The 15327-nt window shown below is 39.7% G+C and carries 16 protein-coding genes; 7 read left to right on the plus strand and 9 right to left on the minus strand.

Translation table 11 applies throughout. The features are described from left to right. The first annotated feature begins 35 nt into the window (after positions 1 to 35). Complete coding sequence (locus tag ASE01S_RS10885; protein WP_067842005.1) at positions 36 to 500, plus strand: GNAT family N-acetyltransferase; 465 nt, start codon at positions 36 to 38, stop codon at positions 498 to 500. A 176-nt stretch (positions 501 to 676) separates the two neighbouring features. Continuing rightward, positions 677 to 1405, plus strand: coding sequence for a GntR family transcriptional regulator (locus ASE01S_RS10890; RefSeq protein WP_067842007.1), 729 nt, complete (start codon positions 677 to 679; stop codon positions 1403 to 1405). A gap of 89 nt (positions 1406 to 1494) precedes the next feature. Here ASE01S_RS10890 and ASE01S_RS10895 read toward each other — a convergent pair whose 3' ends face one another. Genes ASE01S_RS10895 through ASE01S_RS10910 form a run of 4 tightly spaced genes read right to left on the minus strand, consistent with a single transcriptional unit; the run spans position 1495 to position 4259 of the window. After that, positions 1495 to 2232 (minus strand): SIS domain-containing protein, encoded by a 738-nt coding sequence (locus ASE01S_RS10895; protein ID WP_067842010.1) that lies wholly within the window; start codon positions 2230 to 2232, stop codon positions 1495 to 1497. A gap of 1 nt (position 2233) precedes the next feature. Then, a complete protein-coding gene (gene ulaA, locus ASE01S_RS10900; RefSeq protein ID WP_217995654.1) occupies positions 2234 to 3496 on the minus strand; it encodes a PTS ascorbate transporter subunit IIC in 1263 nt (420 codons plus the stop codon). Positions 3497 to 3499: 3 nt separating this feature from the next. Continuing rightward, entirely contained in the window at positions 3500 to 3781 is a 282-nt protein-coding gene (locus tag ASE01S_RS10905) for a PTS sugar transporter subunit IIB (protein WP_067842012.1), read from the minus strand. Between the two features lie 46 nt (positions 3782 to 3827). Next, the gene (locus ASE01S_RS10910; protein WP_067842013.1) at positions 3828 to 4259 is read right to left on the minus strand and encodes a PTS sugar transporter subunit IIA; all 432 of its coding nucleotides are present in this window, start codon (positions 4257 to 4259) and stop codon (positions 3828 to 3830) included. A gap of 321 nt (positions 4260 to 4580) precedes the next feature. On the opposite strand from ASE01S_RS10910, the gene ASE01S_RS10915 reads away from it, so the two are divergent. Beyond that, positions 4581 to 5141, plus strand: coding sequence for a DNA-3-methyladenine glycosylase I (locus ASE01S_RS10915; protein ID WP_067842016.1), 561 nt, complete (start codon positions 4581 to 4583; stop codon positions 5139 to 5141). Between the two features lie 280 nt (positions 5142 to 5421). Here ASE01S_RS10915 and ASE01S_RS10920 read toward each other — a convergent pair whose 3' ends face one another. Together ASE01S_RS10920 and ASE01S_RS10925 are read right to left on the minus strand one after the other, a co-directional pair. Further along, positions 5422 to 6249, minus strand: a complete 828-nt coding sequence (locus ASE01S_RS10920) for an ABC transporter permease (protein ID WP_067842018.1) — start codon at positions 6247 to 6249, stop codon at positions 5422 to 5424. 33 nt (positions 6250 to 6282) lie between these two features. After that, complete coding sequence (locus ASE01S_RS10925) at positions 6283 to 7224, minus strand: ATP-binding cassette domain-containing protein (RefSeq protein ID WP_245630363.1); 942 nt, start codon at positions 7222 to 7224, stop codon at positions 6283 to 6285. Positions 7225 to 7822: 598 nt separating this feature from the next. On the opposite strand from ASE01S_RS10925, the gene ASE01S_RS10930 reads away from it, so the two are divergent. After that, complete coding sequence (locus ASE01S_RS10930) at positions 7823 to 8569, plus strand: MerR family transcriptional regulator (protein WP_067842022.1); 747 nt, start codon at positions 7823 to 7825, stop codon at positions 8567 to 8569. A gap of 276 nt (positions 8570 to 8845) precedes the next feature. Further along, complete coding sequence (locus ASE01S_RS10935; protein ID WP_067842023.1) at positions 8846 to 9157, plus strand: MGMT family protein; 312 nt, start codon at positions 8846 to 8848, stop codon at positions 9155 to 9157. An 11-nt stretch (positions 9158 to 9168) separates the two neighbouring features. Here ASE01S_RS10935 and ASE01S_RS10940 read toward each other — a convergent pair whose 3' ends face one another. The 3 genes from ASE01S_RS10940 to nagE form a co-directional block, all read right to left on the minus strand. After that, positions 9169 to 9810, minus strand: coding sequence for a copper homeostasis protein CutC (locus tag ASE01S_RS10940; RefSeq protein ID WP_067842025.1), 642 nt, complete (start codon positions 9808 to 9810; stop codon positions 9169 to 9171). After that, on the minus strand, positions 9801 to 10727 hold the full coding sequence (locus ASE01S_RS10945; RefSeq protein WP_067842026.1) for a DUF7916 family protein: 927 nt from the start codon (positions 10725 to 10727) through the stop codon (positions 9801 to 9803). The genes ASE01S_RS10940 and ASE01S_RS10945 overlap by 10 nt, the downstream gene beginning before the upstream one ends. Positions 10728 to 11125: 398 nt before the next feature. Next, positions 11126 to 12568: an N-acetylglucosamine-specific PTS transporter subunit IIBC gene (nagE, locus tag ASE01S_RS10950; RefSeq protein ID WP_067842030.1), complete on the minus strand. Its 1443-nt coding sequence runs from the start codon at positions 12566 to 12568 to the stop codon at positions 11126 to 11128. A 521-nt stretch (positions 12569 to 13089) separates the two neighbouring features. Between nagE and ASE01S_RS10955 the strand changes: the two genes are divergently transcribed. Both ASE01S_RS10955 and ASE01S_RS10960 read left to right on the plus strand, forming a co-directional pair. Beyond that, positions 13090 to 14637: a PTS transporter subunit EIIC gene (locus ASE01S_RS10955; protein ID WP_067842032.1), complete on the plus strand. Its 1548-nt coding sequence runs from the start codon at positions 13090 to 13092 to the stop codon at positions 14635 to 14637. After that, the gene (locus tag ASE01S_RS10960; protein ID WP_067842034.1) at positions 14637 to 15320 is read left to right on the plus strand and encodes an N-acetylmannosamine-6-phosphate 2-epimerase; all 684 of its coding nucleotides are present in this window, start codon (positions 14637 to 14639) and stop codon (positions 15318 to 15320) included. Before ASE01S_RS10955 ends, ASE01S_RS10960 begins: the two co-directional genes overlap by 1 nt. Positions 15321 to 15327 lie beyond the last annotated feature (7 nt).

Raw genomic sequence — 15327 nt, forward strand, 5'->3', positions numbered from 1 at the left:
CTTTATCACATAAAAAATCTATAGGGGGACTGATTATGCAAGCCATCAAACTTTCTACTGTACCTTTTGAAAGCCGTAATAATTATCTTGAGCTATTATTAATGGCTGACGAAAATATCGATATGGTTAAAAGCTATATGAATGAGGGAGAATTATATCTGATCCAAACGAATCATCAAGACATTGGCATTGCTTTGTTCACTTTTCCAGAACATCGAACAGTTGAGTTAAAAAATTTTGCTTTTGCCCAAGACTTTCGTGGTAAGGGCTTTGGCAAACAAACGATTCAAGAAGCTCGACAATTATTTAAAACTAGAGGCTATCAGAAAATGATTGTTGCAACAGCTAATTCTAGCATTGCTAATATAGCGTTTTATCAAAAAGTGGGGTTTCGTTTAACCCATGTTGAATTAGATTTTTTTAATCACTACCACCCTCCTATCTACGAATACGGGATTAAAGCCCAAGATAAACTCATTTTCCAGATGCCTTTAAATTGAAACTAGAAATATTTCCTGGGAAATATAGCGGATAATGGTGAATAAGCGCGAAGCAAACGCTATGAGCTGACGAACATTCAATATGTATAGTGGTCTATAACATTAGACATATACAGATGTCTTTTTTTTTGATAAAATTATCATTAGAACAGGTGTTTCAAGGAGGTACCGTTGTCATGATCAATAAAAACTCACCTATCCCGATTTATTATCAGCTTGAGGAAGAGATAAAAAAGAAAATCCAAAATGAAGAGCTTGGTCCCGGAGATGCGCTGCCTTCTGAACGCGAATTTGCTGAGGAGTACCAAATAAGTCGGATGACTGTACGTCAAGCGATTAATAATATGGTTAATGAAGGTTTGCTTTATCGCCAAAAGGGACGAGGCACGTACGTAGCAGATCAGAAATTTGAACAAGATCTGTCTGGTTTAACAAGCTTTAGTGAAGATATGAGGAAGCGAGAATTTGTCCCTTCTTCAGAGCTGATTAGCATTCGCACATTGAATCATACACCACTGATCAGTGAAAAGCTTAAATTAACAGCAGATGATCTCGTCTATGAATTTAAAAGACTTCGCTTAGCTGATAATGAACCGATTGCCCTTGAAACAATCTACACACCTGTGAAAATAATTGGCGATATTGATGAAGTCGATATAACAAAATCTTTTTATCAGTATTTAGAGAATAAACTTAATCTAACGATTGATTATGGTTATCAAACGATTGAAGCTGCCCTCGGTAATAAAGAGGAAATTAAGTATTTGAAGATTAACAAAGGTGAGCCTATCTTATTAATGCAACGAACGTCTTATTTAAAAGATTCAAATGAAACGCCTATTGAGTTTGTTAAAAGTGCTTATCGTGCAGATAAATATAAATTCAATATGTATATGAAGCGTTAGAAACGACAACAAACAAAGCACCGTGCCAGTATAAGCAAAGCTTGTTCTGGCACGGCTTTTCTTTTCTAACTTATGACTAAGCCTTTAAATTAGAACTGATAGTGAATGGTTTCTTTATATTGTTCAAATAACGCTTGATTCAATTGATCACCGCCATCTAGATTGGCGCTATAAAAAATCGGTGGCTTATCGATCCCCTTTTCAACTAATTGTTTGACCACCTCTGACACAATCGTATTGACAATAGTTGCTCCTACAACTGTTGAGCTTGGAGCAACTTTTTGCTCAAGTCCAGAGATTTCAACAGTTGCATCACCAATATCACCATGATTATCAATGACAACATCACAATAATGATACATATTATGATCACTCGGATGTCTTGATGAGACCGTTTTTGAGTATGCTAAGTTTGTAATTCCTATTGTCTTAACACCCTGTTCTTGAGCGCTGATTGCCATCTCAATTGTAACAGGGTTACGCCCAGAAACGGAATGTAAAATAAGGACATCCCCCTCCTGAAAAGGCGTTTTATTTGCGAGCATAGTGCCGTAGCCAGCCATTCGCTCCATTTTACTTGTGTGGGTAATAGGCTCTGTATCAAGCAACACCTCGCGCCCAAAGATCGGATTAATGCTGATTAATCCACCAGCACGAAAATAGAGCTCTTGCGTAATAATACCAGCATGACTGGCACCAAAGGCAAAGATCGAGTGCTTATTAAGAATAGCTGTTGTCATGATGTCTACTGCCGCATAAATGTGTTGATGTTCATGTTGTTCGACCTTATCCAAGATCTCGCGAATCTTATCAAAATATTGAAACATATTAGCCTAACACTCCCGCAAATAAGTCAGCAATCCACTTCGCAATCGGACCAAATAGTGAGAAATCATTACCACCAAAGACTAGTAGCCAATTTTGAATGGTTGACTGATAAATAATAACAGAAATACCCATTAGTGCAACCATCACAATCGAAGCAACCGCTGTACCAATAATCGCTCCACGTTGCCCACCTTGTCCTTCACCAATAACAGCTGCTCCACCACATTCAAAGAACGAGGTTACCACAAGTGGGATCAAAATCATGCCAAAAATATTAAAGACATTAGCAATAACAATCATAATGGTTGATGTAATCATGGCTGCGATAAAGCCAATGATTACTGCATTCGGTCGATAATTGAAAATAATCGGGACATCAAATGCTGGAATAGCTCCAGGGATAAGTCTTTCTGAAATACCCTGGAAGGCAGGGATAATCTGATTAATTAACATCCGTACACCATGTAACATTATGAGTAAACCAGCACCAAAAGTAAGACCTTGATTAATACCTAGGAAGATAAAGTTCTGTCCTTCAGCAATGGTTGGCTCAATAAAATAGACGACAATGTACATTAAAAGAATAACGATTGTACCTGTTACAGATATTTCTCTAAAGAAGGAAAGATTCTTCGGCACATTAATATCTTCAGTAGAGTTGGCCTTATTACCGACACGTTTAGCAACAAAACCAGAGATTAAACTTAAAACCCCAGTCGGGTGACCAATTAAGAAGGACTCATCCTCTGTTACTGCCCAAACATATTTGCGCATGATCCATGGCATAAATGACCAATATAAAGCAGATAAAAGAGCACCAAACAAAATTAATGATAGGCCACTTAAACCTCCTTCTACTCCAGCAGCAACAAAGATGAATGGGAACCACCAAAGCATGTGCCCAGTTAAGAAAATGGTTTTCACCTTGGTAAAACGTGCAATTAAGAGGTGAAGAATAAGTCCCGTAAACATCGCAAGACCAACATCACCACCATATGTTGCAGTAAAGGTCGCATCTGTTAAGCCCTCTGTAACGGCTAGATCACCTGCGATAACCTCTTGAAATGCCTCATTAATTGGAGAAATAGTTGAGACAATTAAACCTACCCCAGTATCCAATATAATCATACCAAATGCTGCTGTTAACGAACCCTTAATGATCTCAGCAATGTTTTTTCGTTGTACAATCAAGCCGATCATCGCAATTAAACCCAAAAGAATCGGGGGATTACGCAATATATTATCAGTTAAAAAGTCCATCATCGCTTAGTTTCCTCCATTCTCAAAAAATTTATCAATGGCTTGTCCTACTTCTGCTTTATCCATATAGCGCTTAATCGGATATACTGGACATTTAACATTATTTTCTAATTCTTGACCCAGCTCCTCTGAGGTAAATACAGCATCAGCATCTGTTCCCTTCGCTGAACTCACATCCGTATTTTCTACCTCACAGTCAATCCCTCGTTCTTGGCAGACTTTTTCAATTGACATCTTTAAAACCATAGATGATCCAACACCAAAACCACAAACTGCTAGAAATTTCATCTTCATCCTCCTTTCTCTTCTTTATTATGTGAAAGGACTTAATGCCCTATTCAGCCGTTAATAATAGAACAATCTCTTCCAAGTCACCATTTATAAAGCTTTTATAGTTTGCCTCATCACTCAAGATTTCTGAGATTTCCTGTAAGCTTTGCATATGACTATCAGCATCAATCGCTGCCAATACTAAAAAGACTTTAACTGGATTTCCTTTTAAATCAACAGGTTGATTCACTTTAAGTAACGCCATTCCAAGTTGATTAACCCCTTCACCTGCCTTAGCATGTGGCAAAGCAAAGTAATCCATTAATACAATATAAGGCCCATTTTGATTGACACTTGCAATCATATGATCGACGTAAGCTTCTTCAATATAATCTGCTTTTAATAAAGGTTCGCTGGCAAGTTTAATCGCTTCCTCCCATGTCTCGATATGATCAACCTGTTGCATATGGGCTCTAGGTAACAAGTCCTTTAACATCTGCTAATCACCTCCACTAATATGTAAACGCTTTTTTACTCTTACAGTATACCAGTAACATATATAGTTGTCTATACCAGTTTGACTATTTCTTAATATCGATCTTATCTGAATATATTATACCCGTATGGATTGAAATTAAGTACATTTTAGTCAAATAACCTGACAAAGTTTCTTTCGTTCCTTTCAACTTCATGATTAAAAAAGTATACTAGTAAATAGTTATCAAAAGACACGAGGGGGACAGAAATAATTTCCACTAAGAGTAACAGCGAATAGGCTGATAACTTTAGGAAGGCCGAAAAAGGAGGTTTGATTTTAATGCATAGACGTCGGTGTGCATGGGTAACAAATGAGCCACTCTATCAACATTATCACGACCACGAATGGGGTATTCCCGTTTATGATGATCATCAATTATTTGAAATACTCTGTCTTGAAGGTGCTCAAGCAGGCTTGAGTTGGTGGACAATTTTACAAAGACGGGAGTATTACCGAAAGGCTTTTGACCAATTCATGCCGGAAAAAATCGTCCATTACAACGAGACTAAACTAAATCAACTGCTTCAAGACAAAGGCATTATTAGAAATAAGTTAAAAATTAAGAGTGTCGTGACGAATGCACATGCGTATTATAAGATTAAAGAAAGGTATCCGTCTTTTTCAAGTTATTTATGGCAGTTTGTTGATGGTAAACCGATTAAGAACCACTGGGAGAGCATAGATCAAGTCCCAGCCACAACAACAAAAAGTCATCAAATGAGTAAACAATTAAAGCGTGATGGGTTTAAGTTTGTTGGTCCAACCATCTGCTATGCCTTTATGCAAGCATCTGGAATGGTTAATGACCATACCGTAGATTGTTTCCGCTACAAATTATAAAGTGAAACTTCATTCAGTGGGGGGGAGCGACACATAGGACATGCTCGTGCAGACGCTACGACACGACATTGCGAACTAGTCAGCTTCCTCTCTCCCCACTGAACGTTAGTTGAACCAATCGGGTCGTTACTGGCTATTGGATCTCCACTTAGATAATGACGTGTTCCCTTATTTCTTGAACTGGGAGGCTTACAAAAGCCCTTCGATGGGCGAGTAATCGCAGCCCCAGCCAGTTGCACTGCGATAAAAAAAGAAGAGCTAAAATCTTCTTTGAAACTTGTTATTTTTTATTACGATATAAATACATAGTCAATGGGGCAAAGATGACAATCAATATGGCAGATGAAAGTAAGACCCACAATACATCTTGTCCACTTGCTATTCCATGCATCAAGCCACGAACGGCATCTACAAGCAACGAAATCGGATTGATTTTGACGAATCCTTCTAAGAAGCGAGGCATTGTGCTCGGGTCTACAAATGCACTACTTAAAAATGTCAGTGGAAAGATAACCATCATACTTGTCATCATCAAGGTTTGCTCAGAACGCATAATCAATGCTAATGTATTCCAAATCCAAGATAGGCTGAAACAAAATATGATTAGTAAAGCGACAGCAAGTCCGACTCCAATGATTCCACCTTGGGGGCGAAAGCCTAGAATAAGAGCAAAACTTACCATGACTGTAGATGCGATAATATAACGTAAAGAGTCGACTAATAATGCACCAATTAATGAAGACGGAAGCCAGATGGGCAAGGTACGTTGACGGTCAAAGAAGCCTTTTTGAATATCCTTATTTAACTCCATCCCTGTATACATGGTGATCTGGGTCACGGTTTGGACTAAGATTCCAGGTAAGATAAACTGTAAATATTCTTTAGTTGATCCCGCAATAGCTCCTCCAAATAAATACGTGAACATCAGCAGGAACAAAATAGGTAATGCCGCGACATCTAGTAATTGTTCCGGTTGGTGTTTTACTTTTAACAATGCTCGCCACGCAAAGGTGAAAACAGCGTTTAAAGGGTTCGGGGGAGTTGGACGTTTGTTGGTTGTTAAAGCAGCATGCAATTGCTGATTATCGATGACATCTCGTTTATTCAAATCAGTTCCTCCTAAGGTGATTTTATCAAATGTTTATTCTGCAGTTAAAGCTAGGAATACTTCGTCTAGACTAGGCTGCCCAAGCGAAAATTCAGCCACCATAACCCCAGCCTGCTCTAAATCAGCCAAGGCTTGAGTCGCTACTGAAGCATTTTCGACTTTGGTTCGCAGCTCTGAATCACGTGAGGATTCGTAAATGACTGTACCTAATCGCTTTGAAAGCACCGTCTCTGCTTTTTCACGATCGCTTGAATTAACTAAACGAACATGTAACATTCCGGTCCCTACAGAAGACTTTAATTCGCTAGCCGTTCCCTCTGCAATTATTTTTCCTTTATTAATAACGGCAATGCGATCAGCTAATTGATCTGCTTCTTCTAGATATTGAGTTGTTAGTAGTACGGTTGTTCCAGCCTTCGTTAAAGCACGAACAACATCCCAAACTTGATTTCTACTTCTAGGGTCCAAACCAGTTGTTGGCTCATCTAGAAATAGCAGATCAGGTGTTACGACAATACTTGCAGCAATATCCAGGCGGCGGCGCATCCCTCCTGAATAATTCTTCACTTGTTTTTTTGCCGCTTCAGTTAGTCCAAATGCTGCTAATAATTCTTCTGCTCGTTTCCTAGCATCTTTACGAGCATAACCCATTAAGCGAGCAATCATGACCAAATTTTCTATTCCACTCAATTCTTCATCGATGGACGCATATTGTCCTGTTAAACTAATACGTTGACGCACTTCTTTCGTTTCAGTGCTTACATCATATCCAAATACCGTTGCGTTCCCACCATCGGGCTTTAACAGAGTCGCTAACATGCGAACAGTGGTTGTTTTACCAGCTCCGTTTGGCCCAAGGAAGCCAAAAATTGAGCCTTGCTCAATCATTAGATCAATCCCATCAACAGCTGTAAAATCACCAAATTTTTTGACGAGCCCATGTGCTTCTATTGCATAATCAGCAGCTCTCACCATCAACATCACTCCTCATTTCAGATCAGATTCGGTAAACAATATCTGTATTGCCTTGGCACAGACAACTATTATTCTTAATTTTTGTTTACCTCACTAGAGTATCACATTTATGCAAATGAACAAGTTAAATTTTTATTAATCCGATGATGAGTGGAATATCCGAAGCAAAACCCGTCATGTACTTTAATCTTTTACTTTAATGAATTTTAGAATTGAACAGAACTGTGATAACTTTGATCACTATGAGCAACGTCAAAATAATTGAATCTATCAAATGGTAGTGCTTGTAGAAAAGACAGCTAATATCATAGGTGAAAAGTCTCTAACTTTGAAATAGGCTGCCTTATTGTGATAGGTTATAATAATGTAAGGATATGCTAAAGTGGAACAACTTCTTAGCGATGAGCATTACATTCACTTAAGTAGTTGTCACATCTAACTTTATCGGGAGGGAAAGTAATCTGTAATAGATGGTTCCTGATAAGCCATGCGTGTAGCTAACCGTGGGAATTTACATAGTGTGGAAACCCGCTAATAGTTGAGGTACCTAAGCAACGATTTTTTTATTTGCTAAAGCTTTTAAAAAGGGGGGAGCCTTTTGAAAGGAGCAGAGATTGCCCGTTTATGTAATGTAAGTACAAGTACATTAAAGCACTATGAAAGCTGGGGGCTTGTTCCGGAAGTTCCACGAGCAGAAAATGGCTACCGTCAGTACACAGAGGTTCATGCAGCCTATTTCACATGCATTGTTAAATTAAATATTGGATTTGGTATGAAGTTAGTACGAAAAGTCATGCCAATGTTGATTAAAGGGAAGACGCTAGAGGCATTGTGGCAGATTAATCTAGCACAGTCTGAGTTACAAGAACAAAGGCGTTCAGCAGAACAAATGGTGGCAATGCTAGATTTAGAAGAAATAGAATGGTTCGACAGTAAACAGAGGAAAAAAGGCCCTTATACAATTGGTCAAGTTGCTAAAATTGCCAATGTTACGACCTCTGCAATCCGCCACTGGGAGAAAGAAGGACTAGTAGTTCCTGATCGGCATCACGAAAACGGGTATCGTATCTATTCTTTAACCAATATTCGCCGTATACTAATTATTCGAACCGTATCACAAGCCGCTTGGTCACTGGATATTGTACGTGAAGTACTTTCTGAGACAGAAGACAAGGGGATCAAGCGCGCAAAGGAAATGGCACGCCAATCACTAATGTATATTGATCATACGCTTGTTGCTCGAACAAAGGCATACACGGCATTAAATGAATTACTTAACCTCATATCAGATAAAGAAGAAATATGGCATTATGATCAGCTGGGGAACTATCTGTACTATCGATAAAGTTGAAATTCTAAATTCGATAAAGTGAAACTTCGTTTTGTGGGGGTTTCGACGGATAGGATGTGCTCGTACAGACGTTGCGATCTTAGTTAGCTTCATCTCCCCCCACTTAACATTAGTTGAACCAATTGGGCCGTTACTGGCTGCGGGATCTCCCACTTAGACATGACGTGTCCCCCTTATTTCTTAAAGGGGTAGGCTTAAAAAAGCCCTTCGATGGGGCGAGTAATCGCAGCACCATCCAGTTACACTGCGATAAAAATAATGAGGTGAATCATGAAACCTTTTACTGAAAATGTGATTAAACTGATAAAATCGATACCACCAGGCGAGGTGAGAAGCTATGGTGAGATAGCGAAGCAAGCTGGTCATCCGCGTGGAGCTAGACAAGTCGCACGCATTCTCCATTCCATGAGCGCTAAGTATGACTTACCTTGGCATCGAGTCGTTAACGTACATTACCATATTTCTCTTCCAGAAGGAGAAGGGCGCGATACTCAAATTATGCTCTTACGCCAAGAAGGGGTCAAAGTAGATGACCAAGGTCAAATTCAACTAATGAATAAAGTCAACCCTTTAGAGAGTTGACTTTATTTCGCTTAAAATTTTACAATTTTTGTCCCATGAAAAATATTGGTATTAACAGCTTGTTTAACTTCCTTTAAGTTAGCAGCTGTTATGCCACCACCAACCATAATTTCTAGCTGACCTGAGACATAATCAATATACCGGTTAATTTCCTCTGCATTTTCGATTACACTTTTTTCAGGATTATTCCCATGTAATAGTAGACGATCAAAGCCGAGCTCAATTATTTGATCCAATGCTTCAAATTTATTACCGATATTAATCTGATCAAAGGCCATATGAAATGTAAAATCAATGCCCGAGCAATCACGCATTAGAGATCGACATGCCTGTTCATCTATCCGATTATCTGACCCCAAACAGCCAAAGACAATTCCAGTAGCTCCAAGCTTTATCGCTTGTTCGATATCCATTTGCATAATAGTCAGTTCTTGTTCGTTGTAACAAAAGTCTCCGCCTCTTGGACGAATGATAACGGACAGCTCTACTCCACTGCTTGCAGATAAGTTAGCAGCTTGCTTAATTACACCATAGCTCGGCGTTGTACCACCAACTGCCAGATTATCACACAGCTCTATTCGGTCAACACCGGCTTGAATCGCCTGTTTTAAATACGTACAATTTTCGGCACAAAATTCTAAAATCAACGGCACGGTGAGCTACTCATGCGAAGGTAAGTGTGGCGTTTTCCTCGAATCGCAATTGAGTATGTCGTGATATTTTCTGGAATGGCGAGACCTGTGTAGCCAGCATCACCAATATGATGCAAGTCTGCACCAACCATCTTGTTTTGGAGTGCTATTTGTTCAATAGTGTGAGCACTTGAGCCTTCTTGACTTGTGCCAATCGTCAGCATGGCCAGTGCACCTAATTGATGTACTTGCTTAACCCATTGATGTGCCATATCTACTGTAATTCCAGGAACCGTTCCCGGCGAAGGAATGAGAATGATATCTGCTCCTGCCTGAACAAACCGCTCAATAGTTTCTAAATCAATGATCAATCCTCCAGCTTCACCTGACACACCAGCCCCATGCATTTTACCAGCGATGATAATAACATCATCACCAATTAATGCTTGGGTTCGTTTTATTGCCCGTTCAATTTCGTCATTGGTTACACCTGTTTGCGGATTACCCGTCAAACATACAAAGTCGATATCAATATTTTTTAAAGCAGACAATGTATGTTCACTTGATGTCCGCCCCTCGGGTAGTTTAAGCAGTTGCTCAACTGGTTTAGCGTGAGGATCCACAGGTTCAATGTTTATCCCCACCGGCCGACCAGTCAACGTTTTAATGTAATCAATTAATGCTGAAGCATCTCCTGTAAATTCAACACCTGCAATGACAGGATTAAATAAATCAAACATGTTTAAGAGCAGTAAATCAGCACCAAAGCGTGTCACAATTTCCTGGTTAGTGACGCCTGGATAGAGTGGCGGAGCCGCACAAACTGTTTCACTTACTAGCACACGTCCTTCACTCGCCTTAATTGCTTGCAAGAGCTCGTCTCGATTCATTTTTCTAAAATCAGATGCATGACAATTAAGTAATCTCTGACTCGTCATAAAAAACCTCCCTAAAGTCAAATGAAGTTATGATTTTAATTGTAACATGCTTTCATAACACAAACGACCATTAGTATTAGAATGGAGCTTAAATGAAACCCTTGAAAAAATATTTCACTTCATCAAGTGAAACTTCGTTTAGGGGGATCTCGACGCATAAGATGTACTAGTGCAGACGTCGCAAACTTAGTCAGCTTCCCCTCTCCCCCTTTGAATGTTAGTTGAACCAATCGGGCCGATTCTGGCTGTTAGATCTCCCACTTAGATATATCGTGTTCCCTTATTTCTTGAAGAGGGAGGCTTACAAAAGCCCTTCGATGGGGCGAGTAATCGCAGCCCCAGCCAGTTCACTGTGATAAATTTAACGCTAGCCAGACATACACCTGATATGTCTATTTCTAGTTTTTCCTTAAGCTATGCACTTCATTGGCTACAGACTCAACCTGTGTACCAACGACTACTTGGATATTATGATCATCAATAATATTAATACCGGGTACTCCCGTGTTTTTTATTCGTTGCTGATCAACAGCTTTCATATCTTTAACTTCTAGTCTTAACCGTGTGACACAATTATCGACAGAGAGTACGTTGTCATCCCCGCCTAAGCCTTGATAAATTTCATACGCCATCCTGGCATATTTATCATCACTTGTCGTCGATTCCTCGATCTCCTCATTGTCGCTTTCTCCACGCCCCGGTGTCTCTAGATTAAATTTAACAATTATGATACGAAATAGTACATAATAAATGACCGCAAAAATAAGCCCTTGGATGATCAACATGTATGGATAGTTGGCTAAAGGTAAACGAGAGCTTAGAAAAAAGTCAATAAAGCCCGCACTAAAGCCAAATCCGGCAGTCCAATTGAACAAAGCAGCAACCATTAAGGAAATACCACTTAAAATAGCATGAACTAAAAATAGGGCTGGTGCCACAAACATAAAGGAAAATTCAATCGGTTCAGTTACTCCCGTTAAGAAAGCTGCAAAACCGGCGGCCATCAGTAACGCAGCCACTTGTTTTTTCTTCTCCTTCTTGGCCGTATGGTACATCGCTAAACAAGCAGCAGGTAAACCAAACATCATTACAGGGAAAAATCCTGCTTGATACATACCCGTTATTCCTTTAACACCTTCTCCAGACCAAAAATTACCAATATCGTTAATCCCAACCATATCAAACCAAAATACTTGATTTAAGGCGTGATGTAAACCAGTAGGGATTAAGATTCGGTTAAAGAAGCCATATAGCCCTGCACCAAAAGCACCTAGCTCACTAAATGCGGTCCCAAAGCTGACTAGCCCCTCATAAACAACTGGCCAAATAAAAAATAAAAGAGCAGAAACCCCTAACATAGAAATTGCTGTCATAATTGGTACAGAGCGCTTACCACTAAAAAAGGCAAGAGCATCTGGTAATTTCACCTGACTAAAGCGATTATACATAGCCGCTGCTACTAAACCAGAAATAATCCCAATAAATGCATTTTCGATTGCACCAAAAGCTGGTGAGACAGCTTCAACATCGATGCCACGTAATAATGCAACGGTATCCGTTGATAATAATGTTGTAGCGACAAACCAACCGACTAAACCACTTAAAGCTGCTGATCCGTCTTTGTCCTTAGACATCCCCAATGCCACACCTATTGCAAATAGAGCAGCCATGTTCCCGATAATGGAATCACCTGCACTTGTTAGGAAAGCTGCCAAGGCACCTTCTGCTCCCCATGTTGTGGAATCAATCCAATAACCTATACCTAATAAAATAGCGGCCGCTGGTAAAACGGCAACTGGCAGCATTAAAGAACGGCCTAAACGCTGTAGATATTTCATCATTTTGTAATAACCTCCATTCCCCTTCTATTATACGTCTATTTTACCAGACTATTCATTTAGTTGTCTAGACCGATGAAAGGATTATTGACAGTCAAGAAAGCGATTTAAAAATAAATCTCGAAATTCAGGTGAAAAATTTTTTCAAACTGGACATAATATAAATAATTTGCTTCTTTATCCCTCTGTAATTGGCAAAGAAATATAAAGTGAAACTTTGTTCAGCGGGGGTTTCGACGCATAGGATGTGCTCGTGCAGACGTTGCGACACGACGTCACGGACTTAGTCAGCTTCCTCTCTCCCCCACTGTTTGACCAATCGAGCCGTTACTGACTGTTGGATCTCCCACTTAGACATGACGTGTTCCTTTATTTCTTGTAGTGAGAGTCTTACAAAAAAGCCCTTCGATGGGGCGAGTAATCTAGCCCCAGCTAGTTACACTACGATAAAAAATAATAAAAACTATTTACATAATTTTATATAAGGTGTAAACTATTATCAAATATTTAAAAGAGGTGACAAGATGAAAAAGAATAATGCTTTTTTTGAAAAGGCACAACGTTTTGGTAAGTCATTTATGCTTCCCATAGCGGTATTACCAGCTGCAGGATTGCTGCTCGGTATTGGTGGAGCTTTTAGTAACTCTGCCACAATCGAGGCCTATCCATTTTTAGATATTAGCTGGTTACAAGGTGTTTTTACCGTGATGAGCTCTGCAGGGAATATCATTTTTAGTAACTTACCGGTCATTTTTGCGATTGGAATTGCCATCGGTTTAGCACGTAGTGATAAAGGAACTGCGGGACTTGCAGCGATGTTTGGCTTTCTCGTTATGCATGCCACAATAAATGCGATGCTGGCAATTACGGGGCAAATGGCTGAAACGGATATTGCAGGTGCAGGGCAAGGAATGGTTTTAGGAATTCAATCGCTGGAAACAGGGGTTTTTGGTGGTATTTTAACAGGGATCTTAACTTATTGGTTACATCAACGCTATAACAAAATAGAATTGCCACGTTTCCTTGGTTTTTTTGGTGGTTCACGTTTTATTCCAATTATTACGTCCTTTGCATCGATCTTTTTAGGTATTATTCTCTTTTACTTTTGGCCGTTTGTTCAAGCCGGCATTACCCAGCTTGGTCAAATTGTTGATGCAACAGGTTATATCGGTACATTAATTTATGGTTTTGTCTTACGACTCCTAGGGCCATTTGGATTGCATCATATCTTTTATCTACCGTTTTGGCAAACAAGCCTTGGAGGATCAATGGTTATCGATGGTTCTCTAATCGAGGGAACACAGAATATTTTCTTTGCTCAATTAGCACAGCTTGAGTCTGTTGACCAATTCTTCCTTGGAACGGCACGCTTTATGTCAGGACGTCATATTACGATGATGTTTGGCTTACTAGGGGCATGCTTAGCCATTTATCATACAGCAAAACCTGAGAATAAAAAGAAAGTCCTCGGTTTAATGCTATCTGCTGGATTAACATCATTTTTGACAGGTATTACTGAGCCAATTGAATTTTCATTTTTATTCATTGCGCCTGTCTTATATGTTATTCATGCGTTTTTTGATGGCTTAGCCTTTATGTTTGCACATATTTTTGAAATTACCATTGGTCAAACCTTTTCCGGTGGCTTTATTGACTTTTTGTTATTCGGTGTTTTCCAAGGTGCGGCCAGAACGAACTGGTTTTGGGTACCGATTATCGGTGTTCCTTGGTTCTTCCTTTATTATTTCACCTTTAGATTTATGATCAAAAAATTTAATTATAAAACACCTGGTCGTGATCAACTCGAAACAGAAGAAGCTAGCCTATCTAAAACTGAACGTGCCTCAGCCATTATCAATCAGTTGGGTGGAGAAGCTAATATTAAGGATGTAGATGCATGTGCTACACGCCTGCGGGTCAGTGTCTTTAACAGTGAGCTAGTGAATAAGGATGGCTTAAAGCAAACTGGAGCACATGGGGTGGTCGTAAGCGGAAATGGTGTCCAAGTGATCTACGGCCCTCAAGTTACTGGTATTAAAAATGAAGTGGAAGAAGCGTTAGGAGATCAATAATGAATACATTAGAGAGATTAAAAGGTAAATTGGTGGTCTCATGCCAAGCATTAGAGCATGAGCCGTTACATTCGTCTGAGATTATGGGAAAAATGGCGCTCGCTGCTTATCAAGGTGGAGCTGCTGGAATTCGAGCAAACTCTGTTCAGGATATCGCAGCGATTAAGAACGAAGTTGACTTACCAATAATTGGTATTATAAAACAAGACTATGATGATTCAGAAATTTTCATTACTGCAACCAAGCGAGAAGTGACGGCGTTACTTGATGTTAAGCCAGAAATTATCGCAATCGACGCAACGAATCGCAAACGTCCAAACAATGAACAGCTTAGTGATCTAGTCGCTCTTATTAATCAGACCGATCCGGAAATCGATACAATGGCTGATGTTTCCACGATTGAGGAAGCCATAGCCGCAGAAGAGCTAGGCTTTAGCTGTGTCTCCACTACATTAGTTGGTTACACAGCTGAAACGAAGGGGACTGCTTTAGCTGATGATGATTTTGCTTTCCTACGCGAGCTAAAGTCTCGTGTAACTATTCCAATCGTAGCTGAAGGCCGGATCGATACCCCAGCTAAAGCAGCCCGTGCTTTAGAGACTGGAGCTGATTTTATTGTGGTTGGTAGTGCCATTACTCGACCACAGCTCATTACCGAAACATTCGTTCAAGCAATCCAATAACAAACCT

It is taken from the genome of Amphibacillus sediminis NBRC 103570 (assembly GCF_001552275.1).
Classification (GTDB): domain Bacteria; phylum Bacillota; class Bacilli; order Bacillales; family Amphibacillaceae; genus Amphibacillus_B; species Amphibacillus_B sediminis.

Coding starts and splice junctions, on each gene's coding strand:
- ASE01S_RS10885 (WP_067842005.1), top strand. CDS start 36: ATGCAAGCCATCAAACTTTCTACTGTACCTTTTGAAAGCCGTAATAAT.
- ASE01S_RS10890 (WP_067842007.1), top strand. CDS start 677: ATGATCAATAAAAACTCACCTATCCCGATTTATTATCAGCTTGAGGAA.
- ASE01S_RS10895 (WP_067842010.1), bottom strand. CDS start 2,232: ATGTTTCAATATTTTGATAAGATTCGCGAGATCTTGGATAAGGTCGAA.
- ulaA (WP_217995654.1), bottom strand. CDS start 3,496: ATGATGGACTTTTTAACTGATAATATATTGCGTAATCCCCCGATTCTT.
- ASE01S_RS10905 (WP_067842012.1), bottom strand. CDS start 3,781: ATGAAATTTCTAGCAGTTTGTGGTTTTGGTGTTGGATCATCTATGGTT.
- ASE01S_RS10910 (WP_067842013.1), bottom strand. CDS start 4,259: ATGTTAAAGGACTTGTTACCTAGAGCCCATATGCAACAGGTTGATCAT.
- ASE01S_RS10915 (WP_067842016.1), top strand. CDS start 4,581: ATGCATAGACGTCGGTGTGCATGGGTAACAAATGAGCCACTCTATCAA.
- ASE01S_RS10925 (WP_245630363.1), bottom strand. CDS start 7,224: ATGGTGAGAGCTGCTGATTATGCAATAGAAGCACATGGGCTCGTCAAA.
- ASE01S_RS10935 (WP_067842023.1), top strand. CDS start 8,846: ATGAAACCTTTTACTGAAAATGTGATTAAACTGATAAAATCGATACCA.
- ASE01S_RS10945 (WP_067842026.1), bottom strand. CDS start 10,727: ATGACGAGTCAGAGATTACTTAATTGTCATGCATCTGATTTTAGAAAA.
- nagE (WP_067842030.1), bottom strand. CDS start 12,568: ATGATGAAATATCTACAGCGTTTAGGCCGTTCTTTAATGCTGCCAGTT.
- ASE01S_RS10955 (WP_067842032.1), top strand. CDS start 13,090: ATGAAAAAGAATAATGCTTTTTTTGAAAAGGCACAACGTTTTGGTAAG.
- ASE01S_RS10960 (WP_067842034.1), top strand. CDS start 14,637: ATGAATACATTAGAGAGATTAAAAGGTAAATTGGTGGTCTCATGCCAA.